This is a genomic window from Arthrobacter rhizosphaerae (assembly GCF_023062595.1).
GTDB classification, from domain to species: Bacteria; Actinomycetota; Actinomycetes; order Actinomycetales; family Micrococcaceae; genus Arthrobacter; species Arthrobacter rhizosphaerae.
Genome location: NZ_JALLAN010000018.1, coordinates 21,838 through 44,123 on the forward strand (window position 1 = coordinate 21,838; position 22,286 = coordinate 44,123).

At 62.8% G+C, this 22,286-nt stretch carries 17 protein-coding genes; 8 read left to right on the plus strand and 9 right to left on the minus strand.

The genetic code is table 11. From position 1 onward, the window contains the following. Nucleotides 1-61: 61 nt before the first annotated feature. A complete protein-coding gene (locus MU551_RS19745) occupies nt 62-1,003 on the minus strand; it encodes a pullulanase X25 domain-containing protein (protein ID WP_247048256.1) in 942 nt (313 codons plus the stop codon). A 212-nt stretch (nt 1,004-1,215) separates the two neighbouring features. Then, nucleotides 1,216-2,196, minus strand: a complete 981-nt coding sequence (locus MU551_RS19750) for an adenosine deaminase (RefSeq protein ID WP_247048317.1) — start codon at nt 2,194-2,196, stop codon at nt 1,216-1,218. Nucleotides 2,197-2,606: 410 nt separating this feature from the next. Between MU551_RS19750 and MU551_RS19755 the strand changes: the two genes are divergently transcribed. Then, nucleotides 2,607-3,266 (plus strand): LysM peptidoglycan-binding domain-containing protein, encoded by a 660-nt coding sequence (locus MU551_RS19755; RefSeq protein WP_247048257.1) that lies wholly within the window; start codon nt 2,607-2,609, stop codon nt 3,264-3,266. 136 nt (nt 3,267-3,402) lie between these two features. On the opposite strand, the gene MU551_RS19760 is transcribed toward MU551_RS19755, so the two are convergent. Next, the gene (locus MU551_RS19760) at nt 3,403-3,975 is read right to left on the minus strand and encodes a hypothetical protein (protein ID WP_247048258.1); all 573 of its coding nucleotides are present in this window, start codon (nt 3,973-3,975) and stop codon (nt 3,403-3,405) included. A gap of 193 nt (nt 3,976-4,168) precedes the next feature. On the opposite strand from MU551_RS19760, the gene MU551_RS19765 reads away from it, so the two are divergent. The 5 genes from MU551_RS19765 to MU551_RS19785 all read left to right on the plus strand — a co-directional run bounded on the left by MU551_RS19765 (nt 4,169) and on the right by MU551_RS19785 (nt 8,805). Beyond that, a complete protein-coding gene (locus tag MU551_RS19765; RefSeq protein ID WP_247048259.1) occupies nt 4,169-5,098 on the plus strand; it encodes an MSMEG_6728 family protein in 930 nt (309 codons plus the stop codon). Nucleotides 5,099-5,174: 76 nt separating this feature from the next. Beyond that, on the plus strand, nt 5,175-6,056 hold the full coding sequence (locus MU551_RS19770) for an SDR family oxidoreductase (RefSeq protein ID WP_247048260.1): 882 nt from the start codon (nt 5,175-5,177) through the stop codon (nt 6,054-6,056). Between the two features lie 218 nt (nt 6,057-6,274). After that, entirely contained in the window at nt 6,275-7,801 is a 1,527-nt protein-coding gene (locus tag MU551_RS19775; protein WP_247048261.1) for an amino acid permease, read from the plus strand. A 16-nt stretch (nt 7,802-7,817) separates the two neighbouring features. Then, entirely contained in the window at nt 7,818-7,997 is a 180-nt protein-coding gene (locus MU551_RS19780; protein ID WP_247048262.1) for a hypothetical protein, read from the plus strand. 28 nt (nt 7,998-8,025) lie between these two features. Then, entirely contained in the window at nt 8,026-8,805 is a 780-nt protein-coding gene (locus MU551_RS19785) for an isocitrate lyase/PEP mutase family protein (protein WP_247048263.1), read from the plus strand. Between the two features lie 97 nt (nt 8,806-8,902). Here the strand turns inward: MU551_RS19785 and MU551_RS23530 are convergent, their stop codons facing one another. After that, nucleotides 8,903-9,787 (minus strand): GNAT family N-acetyltransferase, encoded by an 885-nt coding sequence (locus tag MU551_RS23530; RefSeq protein ID WP_247048264.1) that lies wholly within the window; start codon nt 9,785-9,787, stop codon nt 8,903-8,905. A 318-nt stretch (nt 9,788-10,105) separates the two neighbouring features. On the opposite strand from MU551_RS23530, the gene MU551_RS19795 reads away from it, so the two are divergent. Further along, on the plus strand, nt 10,106-11,962 hold the full coding sequence (locus tag MU551_RS19795; RefSeq protein ID WP_247048265.1) for an HNH endonuclease signature motif containing protein: 1,857 nt from the start codon (nt 10,106-10,108) through the stop codon (nt 11,960-11,962). Between the two features lie 310 nt (nt 11,963-12,272). Here MU551_RS19795 and MU551_RS19800 read toward each other — a convergent pair whose 3' ends face one another. The 5 genes from MU551_RS19800 to MU551_RS19820 form a co-directional block, all read right to left on the minus strand. Beyond that, nucleotides 12,273-12,632 carry a hypothetical protein gene (locus tag MU551_RS19800; protein WP_247048266.1) on the minus strand — a complete coding sequence of 120 codons (360 nt, stop codon included), beginning with the start codon at nt 12,630-12,632 and terminating at the stop codon, nt 12,273-12,275. A 130-nt stretch (nt 12,633-12,762) separates the two neighbouring features. Continuing rightward, nucleotides 12,763-14,568 carry a gamma-glutamyltransferase family protein gene (locus MU551_RS19805; RefSeq protein ID WP_247048267.1) on the minus strand — a complete coding sequence of 602 codons (1,806 nt, stop codon included), beginning with the start codon at nt 14,566-14,568 and terminating at the stop codon, nt 12,763-12,765. An 80-nt stretch (nt 14,569-14,648) separates the two neighbouring features. Then, nucleotides 14,649-17,189 carry a Tex family protein gene (locus tag MU551_RS19810; protein ID WP_372489903.1) on the minus strand — a complete coding sequence of 847 codons (2,541 nt, stop codon included), beginning with the start codon at nt 17,187-17,189 and terminating at the stop codon, nt 14,649-14,651. A gap of 138 nt (nt 17,190-17,327) precedes the next feature. After that, complete coding sequence (locus MU551_RS19815) at nt 17,328-17,768, minus strand: CBS domain-containing protein (protein ID WP_247048269.1); 441 nt, start codon at nt 17,766-17,768, stop codon at nt 17,328-17,330. A 102-nt stretch (nt 17,769-17,870) separates the two neighbouring features. After that, nucleotides 17,871-18,365: a nucleoside deaminase gene (locus MU551_RS19820; RefSeq protein ID WP_247048270.1), complete on the minus strand. Its 495-nt coding sequence runs from the start codon at nt 18,363-18,365 to the stop codon at nt 17,871-17,873. Nucleotides 18,366-18,552: 187 nt separating this feature from the next. On the opposite strand from MU551_RS19820, the gene MU551_RS19825 reads away from it, so the two are divergent. Beyond that, nucleotides 18,553-22,242, plus strand: coding sequence for a TM0106 family RecB-like putative nuclease (locus MU551_RS19825; RefSeq protein ID WP_247048271.1), 3,690 nt, complete (start codon nt 18,553-18,555; stop codon nt 22,240-22,242). Nucleotides 22,243-22,286 lie beyond the last annotated feature (44 nt).

Genomic DNA, 22,286 nt, shown 5'->3' on the forward strand with positions numbered 1-22,286 from the left:
GCCGGATCCGTTGGGCGGATCCGGCTCTCAAACCCCGAATAGCAGGGCTAAGTAAAGGTGATTACGAGTAGCGGATGTCGTGGGTGCGGTGATCGTACTGGATGGTCAACGGTCCGCCGACGTGGTGCAGTTCGTGGTTCGGCCCGTCGAACGCACCAAACGCACCGTAGTTCTCATCCCAGGAACGGTTGAGCGCGATCTTGAAGGTGTAGTAGCCGGCCGGCAGATCAGCAGAAAGCTTCCACAGCTGGTCCAGCTGATCCAACTCCAGCTGGGCCTCGTCGTACTGCGGGGCCCAGTTGTCCGGCGCGCCAAGAAGCGTGTTGAAATCACCGGCGACGGCGACTGCCTCGGGCTGGTCAAACGTCTCCACGGCAGTTGCCGGCGCAGCGACAGCAGAAGCTGCTTCGACGTCGGGAACAACCGTTGGAGCGACGGACCCTGCCTTCTTGGCAGCAGGCTTGCGGGTCCGGACGGCCTTCGCCACCGGCTTCACAACGTCCTCGATCAGCTGAGTGGCCTTGTCCTGTACCTTGTCTGCCACCTTCGCAGCTTTCTTGGCAGCAGGCTTCTTGTCCTCGGCCTTCTTCGGCGCTGCCTTCTTCGGCGCTGCCTTCTTCGCCGCCAGGTGGGCAGGTGCCACCGTGGGAACGGGAAGGTCAGCCGGAACGGGAGTGCCGGCGTCGAGCGCTGCCCCAAACGCAGAAGCGTCCGGGAAGGCGACAGTTGCGCGCAGGCCGTCGTCGGTGATGGTCCAGCCTGAACGGCCCTTGACCAGCCACCCTGCTTTCACGAGCTTGGCGGTCGCCGAGGTCAGCGTCTTGTGGCCCCGGGGAATGCCACCGCTCAGCAGCACTCCCTCATGTTCGTTGAAAGGAACGCGGCCCGTTGCTTCGCCCAGCACGGCGCCGGCGTTCGCCGATTCGCCGGACCACACCCCTTCGGCTAGAACCTCAAGCACGGCTTTCAGGCGAAGGTTGGTGTTTTCAGCGGTGTTCCCCATGGGTCTCCTTTAGAAGCGATTGATGCACCAGCAATTTTGCCAAGGAATTATTAAATTAGCCCATTGGAAACGGTTAACTCTGTGTGTCGTGAACCACTGTGACAGCCGAAACGGGGCGTTTATCCTGTTTACCCATCAGTAACCCTTATTCTGTCGCCTCACGGAGTCGTTGGGCGATTCGCAAGTAAAGAAGTACATAGACAGTCTGCTTATCAGGCGCCCGAATAGCCCAGCTCTGCCAGTAGTTCGGCCTTCCGTTCCTCGGATGCAAACGAGGACCGGATGGAATTTGAGGCAAGGCGCACGCGGTCAAACTCGGAGAGCCCCAGCACTTCCTGCAGCTCCGTGAAATTGTCGTCCACGTAGCCGCCAAAGTAGGCCGGATCATCCGAGTTCACGGAAACGTTCAGCCCAACCGCCAGCATCTCAGGCAGCGGGTGTTTGGCCAAAGAATCCACCGCCCTGAGCCGCACGTTCGAAAGCGGGCACACCGTCAGCGGAACCCACTCGGCCACCAGACGTTCCACCAGCGCAGGATCTTCCATACAGCGGATTCCGTGGTCGATCCGCTCCACGCCCAGAACGTCAAGGGCTTCCACAATATATTCCGGAGGGCCCTCCTCCCCGGCATGGGCAATCAGGTGAAGGCCGGCATCACGTGCCATCGCAAAGAGCCGCTCGAACTTCGCGGGCGGATTTCCCACTTCCGCTGAATCCAGTCCTATCGCCGAGATGGGCGCTTCCATAGCCAGTAGGTGCTCGAGTACAGCGAGCGCCGACTCCTCGCTCAAGTCACGCAAGAACGCAGCGATGAGCAGGGTGGAGATGCCGAATTCCTGTTCTGACGTAGCAAGGACCGAGGAGACACCCTTGACGCACGTTTCGAGGGAAATGCCGCGCGCCAGATGGGCCTGCGGATCCATCATGATTTCCGCATGCCGAACCCCCGCCTGTGCAGCCCGGGCCAGATAGGCGCGGGTCATGTCAGCGAAATCCTGTTCCGTCTGCAGCACGGACATGTTTGCGTAGTAGAGATCCAGGAACGACTGGAGATCAGTGAACTCGTACCGCGCCCGGAGCTCGTCCAGATTCGCGTACGGCAGTTGGATTCCGTTGCGTTCGGCCAGCGCGAAAATCAGCTCCGGCTCGAGCGTCCCCTCAATGTGCAAATGCAATTCCGCCACCGGCAGCATCCCCGGAGGATTATGTTCCGGCTCGGACGTAAGGGAGTCTTCAAGCGGCAGGTCAGCGCCGTCGTCGTGCGTGGTCATCTGGCAAGAATAGTCGCCCGGCGGCAAAAAAGATCCGGGGTGATGAGCTGGCTCGGGTGCCGCGCGGCGGGGAGGCTCGGCGGCGCGCGTCGGGGCTGTTCGGCGCGGGCACGACACACCTTCGTGGTTGACGATTTGGCTTCCGCAACCAGCTGTCCTAGCGTGGAAGACAGGCCCGCCAAGCGGGACCAAGAATGCCCGGTGCTGCCACTACCAGATACTGCCCGGCCGGCAGACACCGAATACGACCTCTATTTGTCAGGGGCGGGCAGTGGCGCAACGACCTCCGGGGACGGATCGAGCGCAGGTGGCCCTCAGGAGCATCCTCACCCATGAAATCATCAACTCTTACTACTGCCGCGCGCCGTGGAGTCACTGTGGCCGCCGTTTCCGTTGCGGGGCTCGCCCTATCTGCAACCGCCGCCAACGCCACAACCGCTGCTCCCACAAACACTTGGGACGCCCTTGCCCAGTGCGAGAGCGGCGGAAACTGGAGCACAAATACGGGTAACGGCTACACCGGCGGCCTGCAGTTCAGCTCGAGCACTTGGGCTGCCTACGGAGGCACAGGGTCAGCGGCTGATGCCAGCCGCGAACAGCAGATCGCAGTAGCCGAGCAGGTCCAGGCCAGCCAGGGCTGGGGAGCCTGGCCGTCCTGCGCAGCCCAGCTCGGTTTGAGCGGGGGCGCGACGGCGACAGCTCCGCAAAGCGTCCCGGTCCAGCAGGTTCCTGCCGAGGTTCCCGTGGAGGTGCCGGCCATAGCCGCCGTTGCCCCGGCCGAAGGTGCCCCGCTCGAATCGGCACCCCGCCATGCCGCCGCCGTTCCGCTCAGCGGCAAGACCTACACCGTTGAGAAGGGCGACACCCTGAGCAAGGTCGCCGAGAAGCTCAACATCACAGGCGGTTGGCAGACCCTTGCCGACGCCAACCTCGATACGCTCGCGGACCCTAACCTGGTCTTCGAGGGACAGGTACTGCAGCTGCCGGCGTAGCCAGGCAAACGGGTAGTACCTCGTCCAAAAAGAGAAGTACGACGCCGGAGCGTCCCCCATGAGGGAACTCTCCGGCGTCGTACTGCTTTGGGGATATTTTAAAGCTTTGCCTCTGTTGGCTGCGCGGTTGTCTTGGCTAGGCCGCGACGGGCAGTTCCCGGACGATCTGGACTTTCCACGCGGTGTCGTCACTCGTGTCCAGCAATGCCACCGTACCCAATGCGAGATGGAGGGCGACGCGCTTGGCGGCGAGCAGCTCCAAGTAGAGCTGTTCGTTCATGCGGGAAGGAGAATCAATGACGAACTTCACGGCGTTGCGCATTTTGCGGTAGTTATCACTTCGCTCGCGGTGCATGTGGAGCTCCAGCTCATGGCGCTGGCGGAGCTTCGGTTCATGTTTGTTCAGCCAGGAAACTGAAGCGTGGACTCCAATGACCAGGGCAAGTGAAACTCCGTAGATCCACCAGCCGGTGGAGAGCAGGAAGAGCGGGAGGTTGGCGATGGCCACAACCGCAATGATCACCCGGGCCGCCACAATACGGTTCAACGCCTGGGCTACGGAGCCGAGGGCGGCGCGGAAACCATGCTGCTCCTTGATCGCAGCGGCGGGATCAAGGGTGAATTCGTCAAGCACCAGAATGCCGTTCGCGTCCGGGCTGAGCATCTGTCCGTACTTTGGCTGCGGTAACGCGGCTGGAGTGAGTGTCATGGGAGTTCTTCCGGGCGGCGGGCGGCTGGTGGGGTTTATTAATTTTAGTCCTGCTACGGCGTGTTGTCGCTGGTGTCTCACCATATGGTCGAGTAGGCTACGCCGCGCACTTCTCAAACCATGATAAGCCATGCCTTTTTCGGGTATCCGGCGGCCATTTGGACTCTAACGGCGGCGGCTCCACACTGGAGGGATGCAGACCTTCCTCCCGTACCCAGATTTCCACCAGAGTGCAGCGGCCCTTGATCCCATCCGTCTCGGCAAACAACGAGTCGAAGCCCTGCAGATTCTGCGTGCCCTGGTCATTCCGGAGTACGGCTGGCAGTCGCACCCCGCAACCCGGATGTGGATGGGTTACGTCCCCGCCCTGACGCTCTACGGCCTGGCCATGGTGGACGAATGGACCGTGCGCGGCGGCGCCGATACAACACGGGAAAAAATCACCGAGTTTGCCCCGCAGGCAGCCCACCGTGCCTACGCCGAAAAGATTCCGATGCCGCCGTGGCTGGGCGATGCTGATCTTCACCTGAGCCACCGCTCCAAACTCATCGGCAAGGAGCCGCGCTTTTATACGGAGGTTTTCCCGGGGACGCCAGCGGACCTTGAGTACGTGTGGCCCGAACCAAAGCATGTGTTCCTCCCTGAAGACCCTGAGGAGGACCTGCTCTGGATTCTTCGTGCACCCGTGGGCGATTCCGATCCCGAAAAAATTGACACCGTCAGCCTGCCGTCAGTGAGCCGCTCCGGGGCTGTAGCAGCTCCGGGCAACGATCCCGAGGGCGAGGACTACCAGTTTGTTTACGCCGAGACTGGATCGAGGCGTCCAGCCAAACAGGCAAAGAAACTGCCGCCCAAGCAACTCGTGAAGAAGCCGTCCCGGAAGCGCCAGCGCCAGGAAGAGGCCTTCCGCACCCTGCCAGGCAAGTCAAACGTTGCCATCCCCTTGGAAGACGGCGGATCGTTCGCAGTAGGCAAGGTGCTGGGGCGCCCCATCACGCTCCCGGACGGCAGCTTCGGGCGCAACTTCGAGGTCACCGAAGTCATCAGCCGCTCCGCGTTCGACTACCCGGCCTTGCTGCAGGATCCCCGTGTGTTCTTCCCGGTTCCCGCACCCCTGACCTAAGCGCCAAGGTATGCCCTCAGCAGGGTAGGCCAGACTAAGTACGCCCACAGAGTAGCGCTCTGGCAGACTGGCGAGCATGACAGTACTTATGGCCGGTTGTGGCGATCTTGGTACCGAGGCCGGGCTGCGTTTTGCCGCTGCCGGCCATCGGGTGGTGGGTTGGCGGCGCTCAGCGGAGAAACTTCCGGGTGAAATTGAGGGTGTCTCCGCCGACCTAACGTCGGCCAACCTGCCACCCGCATCCTCCGACACCTCAGCCGTGGTCATTGCCGTTGCGGCAGAGTCATCAGCCGAGGCAGCGTACCGCGCTGCCTACGTGGACGGACTTGCGAATGTTTTGCGTGCGCTGGACCGTGACGATGTCAGACCCCGGCGCGTGCTGTTCGTCTCCTCGACGGCCGTCTACGGAGACGCCGACGGCGGCTGGGTTACTGAAGACACGACGCCGGCCCCTGGCGGATTCTCCGGCCGCATCATCCTTGAGGCAGAAGAGCTGCTTCATCGCCACTTCGAGGGAACAGACACGGATACCGTGGTGCTGCGCCTCGGCGGGATCTACGGCCCAGGGCGGACGCGCCTGATCGATCAGGTACGCAGCGGAAGTGCTGCCACTCCCGCCGAGGCCCGCTACACCAACCGTATCCACAGGGATGACGCTGCTGCGGCCATCGTTCACTTGTGCAGCATGGAAGGCACTCCCCATCCCGCTTACTTGGGAGTGGACAACCATCCAGCCGAGATGGGTGAGGTCCTGCGGTTCCTGGCCGAGGAACTGGGGCTCCCCCACCCACCGGCGGCACCACGGGAACCTGAGGCCTCAGCTGGCCAGGCCGGCCGTGGCGGCAACAAACGGTGCAGCAACCAGCGTCTCCGCGACACGGGCTTCGAATTCAGCTATCCCACTTACCGCGAAGGATATCGCGCAATCCTGGAGGGTAAAGGCGTCCGGCATCCGTAATAACCGGGGCGCCGGGAACACTGGGGCGCGGGGAACACCGGGGCGCCGGGAACACCGGGGCGCCGGGAGCACGCGGGAACTTGAAGTGCCGGTAATAATGCGCAATTGTGTGTGCGCATATTGCAACACTCTGTAACGAATGCGGATGCCGAGGTGCTGCCGACTTAGCGTGAGGTGGTCCGACTTCCCGGCCACTCCCCCTGATCCGGAGCCTAGAAATGCCGCAACACTCAAGCACGGCCTTGCAACCACCGCAGGCGAGCGAGCCCGCAGACCTGTCGGCAGCAGACCCGTCGCACACAGACCCTACAACTCAGGAAAGCAGCGGGCTGCTGCGAACCATGGGTCCGCGTCACCTGATCATGATTGCCATGGGCGGCGTGATCGGCTCCGGACTGTTCCTTAGCTCCGGTTACACCATCTCGCAGGCCGGTCCGTTTGGAGCAGTGCTCGCTTATCTGGTGGGCGCCCTCCTGGTGTATCTGGTGATGGCCTGCCTCGGCGAGCTTGCTGTCGCCTATCCAGTGGCCGGAGCCTTCCACATCTATGCTGCACGGTCCATCGGCCCAGCAACCGGCTTCACCACGGCCTGGCTTTACTGGCTCTGCTGGGCAGTGGCACTGGGCTCTGAGTTCACCGCCAGCGGGATCCTGATGCAGCGGTGGTTCCCGGGAGTCGACGTCTGGATCTGGTGTGTGGTGTTCGCCGCCCTGGTTTTCGGCCTCAACGCATTCTCCGCCAAGTTCTTCGGCGAGGCAGAGTTCTGGTTCTCGCTGGTGAAGGTTTCGGCCATCGTGGCGCTGATCGTCCTGGGCGGCGCGGCCCTGTTCGGCTTCCGGCCCTTGAACTCCGACGCTGGCCCTCCCCTGCTGCTCACTAATTTCGTGACGCCCGACGGTCTCTTTCCCAACGGATTCACAGGAGTGCTGGTAACCACGCTGGCCGTCTTCTATGCCTTCTCGGGTTCGGAACTGATCGGTGTCGCAGCCGGCGAAACCAAGGATCCCTCCACGGCCATTCCAAAAGCCCTGCGCGCGACCGTGCTCCGCCTGCTGATCTTCTTTGTCGGCGCAATCACTGTCATTGCGGCGACGGTTCCCTACGGGCAGGTAGGCCTGGATGAAAGCCCCTTCGTCACTGTCTTCAGCGGTCTGGGTGTGCCTTACGCCGCCGACATCATGAACTTCGTGATCATCACTGCCCTTCTCTCTGCCGGTAATAGCGGCCTCTTCTCTTGCGGACGCATGCTCTTCTCCCTCGCAGACGAAGGCCACGCGCCGAAGGCCTTCCGCCGCGTTACGCGCCGCGGAATCCCGCTGATCGCCCTGAGTGTGAGCATGGTGGGCGGGCTGGCTTCCCTACTGTCCAGCGTCATGGCTGCCGAAACTGTTTACCTTGTGCTCGTTTCCATTGCAGGCTTAGCAGCCGTTGGCGTCTGGATGTCGATCGTTGCATCGCATTTCTTCCATCGCCGGGCCTTTGTGCGCGACGGTGGCGACGTCACCACGCTGCCCTACCGCGCCCCGTTCTTCCCCTTGGTACCGCTGCTGGCTTTCGCCATCTGCCTCGTATCCCTCATTGGGCAGGCCATTGATCCCAATCAAGTGGGGGCCCTGGCCATCGGCTTGGCCTTTGTGGCGGGTTGCTACCTGTACTTCCGTTTGCGCTACGGCGCGGGCAAAACCGGGCCACGCACCGCCGTCGACCGTTCCTCAAAAATCGAAGAAAGCGAGGTGTCCCGATGAGCTCATCAACCCTTTGGTGAGCCCGGGATCGCTCAATGACTTCGCGGAGCTGGTGGTTCCTGAGTTGGTGGAGCGTGGGCTGTACAGTGCCGAGCCGAAGAGTGGAACACTGCGTTCCAGGCTTCGTGCTGATGGTTCTGATCTCTTGGCGGATTCGTCGTACGGTGCGGGGTTCAGGCAGGGCGTGGAGGTTTAGCGATAAGGCCGCACGCTAGGCTCGGGTTATGACTGAATCCACCACCGCAAAAGCAGCGGAGCTCCTTCGCCTGCACCAGGCACCCCAGATTTTGCAGCTCGTGAATGTTTGGGACTGCATTACCGCCAAAGTGATTGCAGACCTCCCCGGCACGTCCGCCCTGGCAACGGCCAGCCATTCAATCGCGGCGTCACTTGGTTACAAGGATGGCGAAAGCATCCCCATGGAGCTAATGGTTGAAGCTGTAGGACGAATCGCCGCGGTCACAGAACTCCCCGTTTCAGCTGACCTCGAGGCAGGTTACGGCGACCCCGGTGAAACCACGCGGAAGGCAATCGGCGTCGGGATCGTCGGCGCCAACATCGAGGACCAGATGCGACCCATCGACGACGCGATCGTCCAGATGGCTTCTGTCATCGAGGCTGGAGAGTCCGAGGGAATTGATTTCGTCCTCAACGCCCGCACAGATGCTTTCCTTAGGGGCAAGGACCGCAACCCGGCTGACGTTTTAGCCGATGCAATCGAGCGCGGCCGCGCGTACCTCGACGTCGGCGCAACCACTGTTTTTGTTCCCGGCCTGCTCGACGAAGCCACAGTTGCCGCGCTTGTGGAGGGAATCGGCTGGAACAAGGTATCGGTCATCAACGTACCGGGATCCTTGCCGCCGGCAAAGCTCCAGGAACTGGGTGTATCAAGAATTTCCTATGGTCCTTGGAGCCAGCGTGTGGCCCTCACGGCCTTGGCGGATACCGCGGCTGACTTGATGGTTGGCGGCATCTTGCCCGACGGGATTCGGGTACTTAACTAGGGTCTGTCTCCCATATAGTTCGTGATCGACGCGCGATTCTGCGTGGCAATGGGCTCCACGCCGCCCTTACCTGGGCGACTCTATTGGGAGAGATACCCTAGTCGCCGCGTGACATGTCCACGACGGGCGTGGCAGGAACGAACCCGGCCGCGAGGTAGGTTGCCAGAGCGCCGCTATTGGCTCCTTCGGCGGCCACCACGACACTGGAGGAACCCATCTCCCGCAGCACCGCCGCTCCCGCACGGGTGATCTCCGCCCCGTAGCCGCGCCCACGGTGGTCCCGGTGCACGCCCATAGGCTCGATGAGGCCGGGACGCCCCGGTCCGGCAGACCATACCGTTGTCACCGCGACCGCCTTGCCGTTCTCATCGAAGGCGACGAGGTTACGCGATGCCACTGCGAAGGGCCCGGAGGTCATCGTCAGCCATCGGTTGACGAACGTCTGCCTCGCGCCATCATCGAGCGGAGTGCCCCGGAATGCGGACCAGTGGACGCCGACCCATTCTCCGGCCCGGTCCTCGTCGATCGTCTCGATGAGGGTACCGGCCGGCTGGACAGGTGTGGAGAGATCGAAGCGCAATGGAATCCACGGTTCGTCCTCTTGCCAGCCTTGTCGTCCCAGCGTTCGCGTCAGAGCATCAGCGCCTCGCGCCTCCACCGTTGCCTGTCCGGGGGCGAACACGCCGCCTTCAGGGTCTTCGACCGAGTCTGCGATCCGCGTTGCAAGGCCGGTGTCGTCCCGTCGCGTCGGGTCGATCGCCAGACGAAGGAGCTGCGGGCCGTCAAGAAGGCCGATCGCGGACGGTGTCGCACCGTCCGCCCAGATCCGTATCGACGATGCCGTCTCCTCGGCGCCGCGCAGCGAATACCAGCCGAGGTCACCAGGGTGCAGGTGGACGGGGCCTCCATCCACCTGCCATCGTGCAAGCGTCTCTCCGACCTGTGCGAGCCGTGAGACGTCGGGCGTCGTCACTTCGAGCACAACTGTCCCTCCCCTCTCCGATCGGATTCTACGGGGCGCGCAAATGAGAATGCGACTGTCGACACGGCTGGGCGGCGCCGCCGGAATCAGCGGCGAGCAATCTTGTTGCGGCAAGCATGGGTTCGAGCGCGCGATCGGCTTCCATGGCTTCCGGGCTACGCCGGACGATCATTGGTTCGCTTGGCTCGCGAAGACTCGGCGACGAGGGGATCAGCGTCGACGGGGCTCGCTGGTCCCCGTTTTCGTGGCTCGACGTTGGGGTTTTTCGGGGTTCGATCGTTCGGGCTTATTGTCGTACCCCTTTGGCAGAGTTGTTCCATGGAAGCCATTGGAGAACACGCCCCGAAGCAGGCCACGCGCCTTGGGCTGTTCTCCAACGCCCGCTTCCAGCAGGATTCAGCATCCAGTTTTGCAGCGCCCACCTTTCCGGGGCGGGCGGGCCTCCGCGCGGTGCCCGCCTCTGCCGCATCCCGACGCGCACTGGTTCCGGAAGAGCTAACCGTCCCCGCCGTCTTGGCTGGCGACCCCGCGGTGTTCGACGGCGGCGTGTCGGGTGCGGTGGCGGCGAGTCTTGGGCTGTTGGGAACAGCGCGGACGACGGCGGCGGGTGAGCTCGCGCTGTCCGGTTTCGCCCACGCGGCGGACTTCGCCGGCCAGGTCGAGGAGCTCTCCCGGACGGTGGAATACCTTCAGGTCCTCGCCGCCGCAGCAGTGGACCGCACCCGCCACGAGGCCGCTACAGGAGCCGGTTCCGGGAAGGGCTGGACCACCGGCTGGGGCACAGAACCAGTGGCTAGCGGGTCTCCCGGACCTGGTGTGCTTGCCGCTTCTGCCGGACCCGGGCCTTCCGGGACCGTGCCTGAGAGGTCTTCAGGTTTTCCTGTGCCGGCCGGTTCTGCCGGGCCTGTTGGGGATGGCTGCCGGAATACTGCCGAGTTCCTCCGGGCCCGGCTGCGGATCAGCGCCGCCGAAGCCCGACGCCGCCTGGCCCTGGCCGCCGCGCTCCTGCCCTCCACCGGAATCACCGGCCAAACCGTCCCGCCCGCCAGGGAAGAACTCGCCACCGCCCTCGCCGCCGGGACCATCCCCTCCCGCGCCGCGACCATCATCACCATTGCCCTCGAACGCGCCGAACACGTCACGGACCCGGACACCCTGGCACGGATGGAACACGCCCTGACCCGCACCGCCACCGCAGAAGACCAGGACTTCCTCACCCGCATCACCCGCCGCTGGAACGACGCGATCGACCAGGACGGTGCCGAACCCTCCGAAGAAGAACTCCGCCACCGCCAAGGAGCCTTCATCCGCCACACCCGCCGCGGACTCCACCACCTCGAAATCTTCGCCACCACCGACCAATTCGAAAACCTCCTCACCGCCATGAACACCGCCACCAACCCCCGCCTCCACACACCACCGGAAGGCACAGGGGCAGACGCAGCAGCCGCAGACCTGGCAGCGGACAAATCAGCCGGAGAACCCGTAGCCCTGGACCGACGGACCCGGCCCCAGCAACTCCTCGACGGCCTCATCGGAGCCTGCAAAACAGCCCTCACCACCACCCACCTCCCCACCACCGGAGGCCTCCGACCCCAGGTCATGGTCACCATCGACTACCAAGACCTCCTCACCCGCCTCAACCCCACCAGCGCCAGCACCGGCACCGAGCCAAGCACCGGGCGCACAGGCTCCTACGCGGGCACACGCGCAGGCAGCCCGTCATGCCCCCGTTCCGGTTCCGGCACCGGCTCCGGCACGGGTACGTTCGCGTTCACCGGGCCCGTCACCGCCTCCACCATCCGCAAAATCGCCTGCGACGCCGACATCATCCCCATCCTCCTCGGCAGCGAAGGCCGCATCCTGGACATCGGCCGCACCACCCGGATCTTCCCACCCCACATCCGCAAAGCCATCACCGCCCGCGACCAAGGCTGCACCTTCCCCGGCTGCACCATCCCCGCCCCCTGGTGCGAAGCCCACCACACCACCTACTGGTCACACCACGGACCCACCAGCACAGACAACGGCACCCTCCTCTGCAGCCACCACCACCACCTCATCCACAAAGAACAATGGACCATCCACATGCCCCACGGCACCCCCTGGTTCATCCCCCCACCACACATCGACCCCACCCAACAACCCCGACAAAACCACTACTTCCACCAATAACCACCGGAAGCCAAGCAAACACGCGCGGAAGAGCAACGCCCAGGAGACAGTGACCGCGAGTTTGCCAGGTCGAAAGTGGAGTCTCCGCTGTCCGTGGTGAAACCACACGGCGCAAGCGGCCAATGCACCCGGGGTAGCCCGACACAAGAATGCCCCAAACGAATCCCTCAATAATCCGGTCGGGGCCGACTTGGTTAGGGAGACTCAATGCTGCCCAGCCAGGAACTGGGACGGACTTGCTCGTCCTGGTGGCAGTTGCAGAAAAGTCTGCCGGTCAGATCCGAACTTCAGCGTCCCGCAGCCCCCGACCTTAGTCCTCGGGCAGCTCCGCGGGCTCGTAGTCCTCGGGCTGGGCATCCTGCCAGCCGCGGTCTTCCACGAATGTTGCTACCAGCGTGCCCACTCCATCCTGTAGCGAATTAGAGGGGTCATCATACAAAGATCCTTCCGTCGCCCGGCTGTGGAGAATGAGTTGTTCAGCCTCGAGCTTGGCCTCAGGAACTGTCGCCCCCACGATCGCCGTCCGGGCAGGCAGTTCGGGAGTATGGACGATTTCGGCACGGGTTTCCGAGAGGGGAATGGTTTCCCCGGCGTTTATTTCATCGTGCGGGAACTCGAACTCGGCGTTGTCCGGGCCGGCAGGGATGGTGTACTCAAGGAAATACGTCATTGACCCAGCCTCGCAGAAACCCAGTACTGCCGGAAGTGCCTCTGCCCATGTGGCGCGTCCGCGCCCCCGTACCGAGCAGACACCGCCCCTGTACCGGGAGGGCACCAATACGAGGGCCCGATTCAAGGGCTCATCGCCCGGCAGCATACCCTTGGGCACCACGGGGATTGGCCGCAGCCTGCAGTATCCCGGTGTGGGGATCCCGCGTCACAGCGGACAATCGGCCTAAGGTCCAACCTCCAGCCATGGTGATCCGATGCCCTCGGCGCTCCAGACCCGCAATGACGTCGGCACCTAGCCGGTCTTCGAGAACCGCCCCACCTGGTTCCCAGGTGCGAGGCCAAAAGGAACCGGGCATAGACGTTGTGTGAAACGTTGGCGCATCTATGGCCTGCTGCGGCGAGTAGCCACCCACGATGGTTCGCAAGAGGTAGGGCAACTGCCATTGGTCCTGCTGATCACCACCTGGAGATCCCAAAGCAGTCACAGCGTGGCCGTCGCGAACGATCAAGGTAGGGGTGAGAGTCGTCCGCGGCCGCTTTCCGGGCGACAGAGTTGAGGGAGTTCCCGGCTCCAGCCACGTCATCTGCAGGCGGGTGCCCAGGCAGAAACCCAGTTCGGGAATCGCTGGCGACGACTGCAGCCAGCCGCCGGAAGGAGTTGCGGAAATCATGTTGCCCCAACGATCTACGACGTCAATATGGCAGGTGTCGCCGCGGGTCTCCCCCGTCGGTTGCACTGTTGGTTCGCCCAGACCTGCTGGCATCTGTCCCGCTGTCGCAGGGACGTACTCGGTGCGAAGAGGTGGCATGTAGGGTTTTGGACCCGGCACTGTTCCGGGGCGGAACTCCAATGAGGCGTCCTCTGTGATGAGACGCCGGCGCGCCTCACAGTACTCGGCCGACAGAAGGTACTCGAGCGGCACATCCGTGTCGCCGTAATACGCTTCCCGGTCAGCCAGCGCCAGTTTCTGCGACTCCAGGATCGTGTGGATTCCAAGTTCAGTGGAAGGGTCAAGATACTCGTCGTCGAACCCCTCAAGAATCGCCAGGGTTTGCAGAAGTGCCGGACCCTGCCCCCACGGTCCAGTCTTCGCTATGGTGTGGCCGCGGAAATCGAAAGTCGTCGCGGGCTCAAAACCCGCCTCAAAGCGCGCGAGGTCCTCTAACGCCAGCACCCCAGCGTGATCCCTTCCAGAGGAATGCCGGTGCGGGATCTTCACCGAATCCGCGATTGCATGTGCGACGAAGCCCTCCCGCCACTCGCGTCTAGCGGCGTCAATCCGACCTTCCCTGGACAGGGCCTTCGAACTCCCGGCTTCGAGCAGTCGCTGAAGCGTGCGGGCATAGGCCGGGTTCCGAATGAGCTCACCGTCAGCAGGAATCTTGCCGTTCGGCATCCACAATTCCGCTGATGTGGGCCAATGGTCTCGGAACAGCCCGGAGACGGCAGCGATAGTGTGGCCGACGCGCTCCAGCATCGGATGGCCGTCCTGCGCGTATCCGATCGCAAACTCCAGTACGGATTCCAGCTCCCACGTTCCGTGGTCCCGCAACAGCAGGAGCCAGGCGTCGACGGCGGCAGGAACGGCTGCGGCCAATGCCCCTGATCCGGGAACCATGTCGAGGCCTTCAGCCAAATAGTGTTCCCGGGTTGCACTCAGTGGGGCAGGGCCTTGGCCCATCAGCACCACTGGCCTTTCTGGTTCAGCCGCAGTGGCAAATACGCCTGTCACGTCACCGCCCGGCCCATTCAAGTGGGGCTCGACAACGTGGAGCACGAAAGCTCCTGCTGCGGCGGCATCGAAAGCGTTGCCTCCGCGTTCAAGCACGGCTTGGGCTGTCGCCGTCGCCGTCCAGTGGGTAGAGGCACTCATCCCGAACGTGCCTTGCAGCGTGGGCCTGGTAGTGAACGGAGCCGGCTCGGTGAACGTCATGCGTCAATGCTAGTTCTGGGTGGCCTCCCTGCCTGGCCCGCGCTGGGCCCATGGTGCAGGCATCCGGAGCCAACCGTGTCCTATTTCCCGAGCCCGGCCTTTCGTAAGGCTTCAGCCATGGCCGTGTTCACGGGTGCCGGTTTAGGGGATTGGGTGGTTTTAGCTGGTTGGGCTGGCCGGCCGGACTGCGCCGGCTTATTGGCTTGGCCCTGATTGCCACCCTGGGCTGGCTTGCCCGCCTGAGCTGGCCTCCCGCCGTGGCCAGGCTTCCCGCCCTGGCCAGGCTTCCCGTCCTGAGCTGGCCGGCTGGACTGTGCCGGCTTGTTGGATTGGCCGGGCCTGCTACCGGACGCAGGGCGAGCCTGAGCCGGTTCGTCGTCGAGCCTTAAGGTGAGTGAGATCCTTTTCCGCTCGGGATCCGCCTCCAATACCTTGACCCGGACAACCTGCCCGGACTTGACCACCTCACGGGGGTCTGACACAAAGCGGTTGGCAAGCGCGGAGACGTGGACCAGGCCGTCCTGATGCACCCCCACATCCACGAAGGCCCCAAAGGCTGCCACGTTGGTCACCGTCCCCTCCAGGACCATGCCTGGCCGGAGGTCTGATATCTTCTCGATCCCCTCGGCAAAGGCCGCAGCGGCGAAGGCGGGGCGCGGATCACGTGCGGGCTTTTCCAGCTCCGAGATGATGTCCTTCACCGTGGGCAATCCGAAAGTTCCTTCGACAAAGTCCTGGGCGTTGATAGTCGCCAATGAACCCGCGGCAACGGAAGGACCGCCCCCGGCACCGGGAGCAGCCGTTTTCACTCCAGCGGCTGCCATGATTTTGCGTGCCACAGGATAAGCCTCGGGGTGAACACTGGAGGCATCAAGAGGCTCAGGCCCTCCACTGATCCGCAGGAACCCGGCACATTGTTCGAAGGCTTTGGCGCCCAGTCGCGGGACTTTCTTGAGCTCACTCCGCTTCGCGAAGGGTCCATTCTCGTTCCGGTAGGCAACGATGTTCTCGCTGAGAAGCGGACCCACTCCGGCTACCCGGCTTAGCAACGCAGGCGAGGCCGTGTTGACGTCCACGCCCACGGCATTCACACAATCCTCAACGACCGCGTCCAGGCTCCGATCCAGCTTGGCCGGAGTGACGTCGTGCTGATACTGCCCTACACCGATTGCCTTCGGCTCGATCTTCACGAGCTCGGCCAGTGGATCCTGCAACCGCCGCGCAATGGATACGGCACCGCGGAGCGAAACATCCATCCCTGGCAGTTCGGCGGCGGCCAGGGCGGATGCGGAATAGACGGAAGCCCCGGCCTCGGATACCACCAGTTTCTGCGGTTTGCTGCCGGTGCTGGCCCCCACCCTCTTGATGAGGTCCGTGGCCAGCTTGTCCGTCTCCCGGGATGCTGTTCCGTTGCCGATGGCGATAAGTTCGACGTTGTGTTGCCGGGCAAGGCGCTCCAGGGTTGCCAATGACTCGTCCCACTTACGGACCGGCGCGTGGGGATAAATGGTTTCCGTGGCCACCACCTTCCCTGTGCCATCCACTACCGCAACCTTCACGCCTGTACGGAGCCCTGGGTCCAGTCCCAGCGTGGACCGGTTGCCGGCGGGTGCGGCGAGCAGGACATCCCGGAGGTTATTGGCGAACACCCGAACGGCTTCGTCTTCGGCAGCGGCGAACATCCGGGTCCGAAGATCGGCCGTCAGCCGGGCAAGGACGCGGGACCGCCACGCCACTTGTGCGGTCTGGATGAGCCATGAGTCTGCGGGGCGCCCCCGGTCAGAAACTCCGAGGAACCTGGCCACAGCGGACTCGTAACGGGCGCGCGCACTGGCGAGGGCGTCGTCGTCGGACGGTTCTGCTTCTGCGAGATCGAGGTCCAGGACGCCGTCCTTCTCGCCCCGCAACAGCGCCAGTACACGGTGGGATGGCATCCCGTTGGGAGCCTGGGAGAACTCGAAGTAGTCCGCGAACTTCTGGCCTTCTGCTTCCTTGCCCTTCTTCACTCGGGAAACCATCCGGCCCTGTGCCCAAAGCCGATCTCGGAGAGTTGCGGCAAGATCGGCGTCCTGCGCTACGCGCTCGACCAGGATTGAGCGGGCTCCAGCGAGCGCTGCGGCGGCATCATCAATGGAGTGCTCCGCGTTCAGATATTTTCCGGCCTCACGCTCGGGATCCAGTTCGGGATGTTTGAGCAGGGAGTCAGCCAGCGGCTCCAACCCGGCCTCCTTGGCGATCTGCGCTTTGGTCCGGCGTTTGGTCTTGAATGGCAGATAGATATCCTCCAGCCGGGATTTGGTGTCCGCCGCGACGACGGCCGCCTCAAGTTCCGGAGTCAGCTGGCCTTGGGCAGTTATCGCCTCGAGGACGGCGCGACGGCGGTCCTCCAGCTCGCGGAGGTACCGGAGGCGTTCCTCAAGTTCACGGAGTTGGGTGTCATCCAGCGTCCCGGTGGCTTCCTTGCGGTACCTGGCGATGAATGGCACCGTTGATCCGGCGTCGAGCAGTTCCACAGCAGCCTTCACCTGCCAGGGCTTGACCCCAAGTTCCTGGGCGATCTGGGCATGGATCGCGGCGTCAGGCGTGGCGGAAGGAGACGTGGGTTGCTGTAGCTGGTTCACCCGAATCATTTTGCCCTACCCCGCCGACATTCTCTCAGGCCAGTCCCGGAGGCCTGTCTGATCGAGCACATACAGGAGCAGAAAGAAGCGCCACAGAGTGGTCTCCGTGGCGCTGGTTTGCTTATGAGTTTGTCTGACTTACGAGCTGCTGGACTGCATCCTCTTGCGTTCCGAGATGTGCTCCACCAGTTCGCCCACTTTCTCCTCAGAGTAGTTGCGGGCGATGTCTCCCTGGCTAATGATGCCTACCATCTTGTGGTCGGCAATAACCGGTAGACGCCGGATCTGGTACCTTTCCATCATTTCGATGGCTTCGTCAATGTTGGCGTCGGCGTCGACCCAGTGGGGCTTGCCGGTGGCGAGCTCGCGGGCCATCATCTCGCCTGGATCACGTCCAGCGGCAACGCACTTGAGCACGATGTCCCGGTCGGTGATCATGCCCTTCAATCTGCCGTCATCACCACAGATCGGCAACGAACCGCAGTCAAGATCCATCATCATCCGTGCAGCATCCACGAGGGACTGATTTTCCGTAATACATCGGGCGTTCGTAGTCATGAATTCACGGACAGCACTCATTGGTCCTCCTTCATCGATTGAAATATCGACGCAGGCCCCCGGCTTGCGCCGACAAATCCAGCCTACGCCTGGGCGTTCACCAAGTCGACGGCGGGAGGCCTCCTACTCGGCGATGTCCTCTGCCCAGAGCTCGGGGTGTTCCTGCTGGAAGGCCACCATCATGTCGATGCACCTCTGATCGTCCAGAACCACCACCTCGACGCCGCGGGACCGCAGGAGCTCAAACTCACCCGGGAAGGTCCGGGCCTCGCCCACTACCACCCGCGGAATCTTGAACTGGATGATGGTGCCTGTGCACATCGCACACGGGGCAAGGGTGGTGTACAGCGTCGTGTCCCGGTAACTCTTTTGCCGGCCAGCTGCGCGGAGGGCGGACATCTCCCCGTGGGCAATGGGGTCGCCTTTCTGTACACGCTCGTTGTGGCCACTGGCAATCACCTCGCCTCCCCTCGCCAGGGCTGCACCGATGGGAATTCCACCTTCTCGCAAGCTCTGCACAGCGGCATGGACGGCTGCTTCGAAGGCGGGACCGTCGGCCAAGAGGGCGTCCGCACGCGCAGGTGCGGGCTGGTTCGCGGAGGGCTGCTTGTCAGTCATATGCCTCAGACCCTACCTCTCGGGACCCGGCTTCAACAGGCTGCTAATGCTGGAAGCAAAAATGTCAGCCGCCTTTGATAGCTTGGCAACAGAAGGTCGGCCAACGGAGTTAGCGCCTACAAGCCAACTTAAGCCGGCACCAAGGTGGCAGCCATGTCACGACGCATCAATGAGGAGCGGGGACGCCGTGTTTCTTCTTGAACCAGAAGTTCCCGCGCGGGAACAGGACCTGGTGTTCTCCGCCAGTGACCTCGTGACAGCGGCCACGTGCGAATACCAACTGCTTCGGAAACTCGACGAAAAACTCGGACGATCCCCGCGCGCTATCTTCGAGACCGACGCGATGCTGGAACGAACAGCGAAGCTTGGCGACCTTCACGAACACAAAGTACTGGACAAGTTCATTGAAGAGTTCGGTCCTTGGGACCCGTCCCGGCAACGCGGCGTGTACGACGTCGCGCCCTCCGCTGAGATGGACCGCGCCACGCTGCGGGCCAAACATGCGGAATCCATCGCAGCTCTGCATTCAGGCGCCGACGTCGTTTTCCAGGCTGCGTTCTTTGATGGCACCTTCCACGGGCGCTCCGATTTTCTCGTGAAACAGCCTGACGGTCGGTACGCCGTTTACGACACCAAACTCGCCCGGCACGCAAAAGTCACGGCACTGCTCCAATTGGCTGCCTATGGTGATCAACTGCTGGGAGCAGGTCTGGAGCCCGACCCGCTGGTTACGCTGATCCTTGGCGCCACAGTGATCACCGCTGATGGGAGCTTCGAGAACGTGCGCAGCAGCCACAAACTCGCGGACATCCTCCCGGTTTTCCGGGAGCGGCGTGAGCGTTTCCTGGAACTTGTTGGCGAGCACCGGGCTGTCCCGGTCCCCGTGAGCTGGGGGGCACCTGGAGTCGTGGCCTGTGGAAGGTGCGATTACTGCCAGGAACAGGTCAAGGCTACGGATGATGTCCTGCTGGTGGCCAGGATGAACTCCAGCCAACGCAAGAAACTTCAGGAGCAGGGTATCTTTACTGTGCATCAGCTCGCGGAAGCAGATTTTCCCGACGCCAATCCCCCGCTCCTGAGGCTGCAGGACCAGGCACGGATGCAGACCGGTTTTGGGCCAGTGGACGGAAGCGTCAGCTACGTCAAGGACGGCGAAGAACACGCTCTGAGCTACCGAGTGATCCCCGAAAACACTTTGAGGGAACTGCCACCTCCTGACGACGGCGACATCTTCTTCGACTTTGAAGGAGACCCCCTGTGGCAAGAAGATTCAACCGGCACCTGGGGTCTGGAGTATCTGTTCGGTGTGGTTGAAGCGCCGGTCAAGCCGGGCGTGGCCGGGGTGTTCAGGCCCTTCTGGGCACACACCCGCGCCGCCGAAAAACAGGCCTTCCTGGATTTCCTTGACTATGTACAAGACCGGCGGGCCCAATACCCGGACATGCACGTTTATCACTACGCCGCCTATGAGAAGACGGCGCTGCGCAAACTCTCAGTGATGCACGTTGCTGGTGAAGACATTGTCGATCAATGGCTCCGAGACGGGCTCTTGGTTGACCTCTATCAGACTGTCCGCAACAGTATCCGCATCTCCGAGAACTCCTACAGCATCAAGAGACTTGAGCCGCTGTACATGGGCAACAATCTCCGTTCCGGAGACGTCACTGACGCAGGGGCTTCTGTGGTCGCCTACGCTGATTTCTGCGAAGCACGCGATAACGGACTGGACGATCTTGCGGCCGAAATCCTCGCCGGAATTTCGGACTACAACCAGTACGACTGCGTTTCCACGCTGGAACTGAGGAACTGGCTTCTTGGCCTCGCCCGCCAACACGGCATCGAGCCTGATTCATCGTCATCCGGCGATTTTTTAGCTGACTCCATACAAGCGGATCACTCTCCAAAACGTAAAGATAAAAGTGAGGCTGTGGCGGCTGCTAATGACCTCAGGAAATCGGAGATCGTCCTGCACACGTTCCTGGACGAGTGGGCAAAATCCCGGACGCAAGCCGCCAAGGTTGCCGGCACCATCGAGGACCGCGGGCCCGATCCTGATGCCCACGCCGTTGCTATGGTAGCCGCGGCCGTCAGCTATCACCGCCGCGAGCGGAAGTCGTTCTGGTGGGCCCACTTCGACCGCTGCGAGAACGGACCCGAGAGCCATCATCACGACCGGAATGTCTTCCTCGTCGAGCAGGCAGAAATCCTGGACGACTGGCGCAAAGAGGGAGGCAAGCTGCCCGAACGCAAAGTGAAGCTCACAGGCAGCGTCAGCGCAGGGTCGGATCTGCGTGTCGGCAGTACGTGGTTCCGAATGTACGATCGCCCGCTCCCGCCCGGACTGAAAGGAACGGGGAAAGACGGCGGTGGGCGAGGCGGGTGGTTCGGAACGGAAATCCTGGAATTGGGGCATGAAGACGGTCAGGACACCGTCATCATCCGGGACCGGCTTCATCGCAAAATCGACCCCTACGCCTCTGTACCCATCGCCCTGACCGAGGACCAGCCCCTCGCCACCAAAAGTTTGGAGCAGGCTCTGGCTTCTCTGGCCGACCAGGTGGCAGCGTCCCTGTTGGACAGCAAACCGGGCCACCCCCTTTTCCCTGAACATCCGGGTCTGGATTTGGTCCGGAGGGTTCCGCCCCGCCTTCGGAACCGTGCTGCCCTACTGGAGGTCGGACAGGGACCGGACCGTTTTATCGATGCCATCACCGATGCTGTCCTGGATCTGGACCGCTCCTACCTGGCCGTTCAGGGCCCTCCTGGCACAGGAAAGACCCACGTAGGTTCCCATGTGATCGCGCGTTTGGTTCAACGTGGCTGGAAGGTAGGAGTCGTTGCTCAGTCTCATGCCGTGATCGAGAATCTTATGCGGACCGCTGTCCAAAAAGCTGGAGTGGACCCGGGCAGAGTCGCCAAAGACGTCAAGCACAGCGACTCCCTTCCGTGGGACAACCGATCTGCCGCCGATGTGGAACGGCTCCTCAATTCCCCCGACGGGGCGCTGGTAGGCGGAACTGCCTGGACGATGACAGGGGCCACTGTCCCCGCCGGTTCGCTGGACCTCTTGGTCATAGACGAGGCCGGACAGTTCTCGCTCGCTAACACCTTGGCAGTTGCTCAAGCCAGCCCTCGCCTTTTGCTGCTCGGCGACCCGCAGCAGCTTCCCCAGGTAAGCCAAGGCACTCACCCTGAGCCCGTCAACGAGTCTGCACTGGGCTGGATTTCGGACGGCCACTCGACGCTGCCGCCCGAGCTGGGTTATTTTCTTGCGGACTCCTGGCGGATGACTACAGAGCTGTGCAGGGCAGTCTCAGAGCTCTCTTACGACGGACGACTGGAATCCTCACCGGCAGCGGATCAGCGCATGCTCGACGGTGTTCCGGCCGGAATCGAGACCGTTTTTGTCCCCCACAGCGGAAACACCACGTCCTCCGCTGAGGAAGCAACAGCAGTAGTCCAACAAGTCCACCGACACCTCGGGCTTAAATGGCACGACGACGGCGGGAGCCGCCTGCTGGGCGAAGCGGACGTTCTGGTCGTGGCGGCCTACAACGCTCAGGTAAACGTAGTCCGGGATGCCTTGGACGAGGCCGGGCTCAGAGCAGTTCGCGTCGGCACCGTCGACAAATTCCAGGGGCAGGAAGCCGTCGTGGTGATCGTGTCCATGGCATGTTCTGCCGTCGCTGACGCTCCCAGGGGTATCGAGTTCCTGCTATCGCGGAACCGGATCAACGTTGCAGTTTCCCGGGCCAAGTGGCGCGCCGTGGTGGTGCGATCTCCCCAGCTGACAAACTACCTTCCCTCCCATCCGGAGGGCCTGGCGCAACTTGGCGGATTCATCGGCCTATGCCAGCGGGGAACCGCACCCAGCTAGATGCACCGTCGCGGTGCGCCCGTTTTGCGGTACCCCGCTGCCAC

Excerpts from the sequence above, each read along its gene's own strand:
- MU551_RS19760 (WP_247048258.1), bottom strand. The coding sequence starts at position 3,975 with ATGACACTCACTCCAGCCGCGTTACCGCAGCCAAAGTACGGACAGATG.
- MU551_RS19820 (WP_247048270.1), bottom strand. The coding sequence starts at position 18,365 with ATGACTGACAAGCAGCCCTCCGCGAACCAGCCCGCACCTGCGCGTGCG.
- MU551_RS19745 (WP_247048256.1), bottom strand. The coding sequence starts at position 1,003 with ATGGGGAACACCGCTGAAAACACCAACCTTCGCCTGAAAGCCGTGCTT.
- MU551_RS19805 (WP_247048267.1), bottom strand. The coding sequence starts at position 14,568 with ATGACGTTCACCGAGCCGGCTCCGTTCACTACCAGGCCCACGCTGCAA.
- MU551_RS19775 (WP_247048261.1), top strand. The coding sequence starts at position 6,275 with ATGCCGCAACACTCAAGCACGGCCTTGCAACCACCGCAGGCGAGCGAG.
- MU551_RS19795 (WP_247048265.1), top strand. The coding sequence starts at position 10,106 with ATGGAAGCCATTGGAGAACACGCCCCGAAGCAGGCCACGCGCCTTGGG.
- MU551_RS19815 (WP_247048269.1), bottom strand. The coding sequence starts at position 17,768 with ATGAGTGCTGTCCGTGAATTCATGACTACGAACGCCCGATGTATTACG.
- MU551_RS19770 (WP_247048260.1), top strand. The coding sequence starts at position 5,175 with ATGACAGTACTTATGGCCGGTTGTGGCGATCTTGGTACCGAGGCCGGG.
- MU551_RS19785 (WP_247048263.1), top strand. The coding sequence starts at position 8,026 with ATGACTGAATCCACCACCGCAAAAGCAGCGGAGCTCCTTCGCCTGCAC.
- MU551_RS19800 (WP_247048266.1), bottom strand. The coding sequence starts at position 12,632 with ATGACGTATTTCCTTGAGTACACCATCCCTGCCGGCCCGGACAACGCC.
- MU551_RS19765 (WP_247048259.1), top strand. The coding sequence starts at position 4,169 with ATGCAGACCTTCCTCCCGTACCCAGATTTCCACCAGAGTGCAGCGGCC.
- MU551_RS19755 (WP_247048257.1), top strand. The coding sequence starts at position 2,607 with ATGAAATCATCAACTCTTACTACTGCCGCGCGCCGTGGAGTCACTGTG.
- MU551_RS19750 (WP_247048317.1), bottom strand. The coding sequence starts at position 2,196 with ATGCTGCCGGTGGCGGAATTGCATTTGCACATTGAGGGGACGCTCGAG.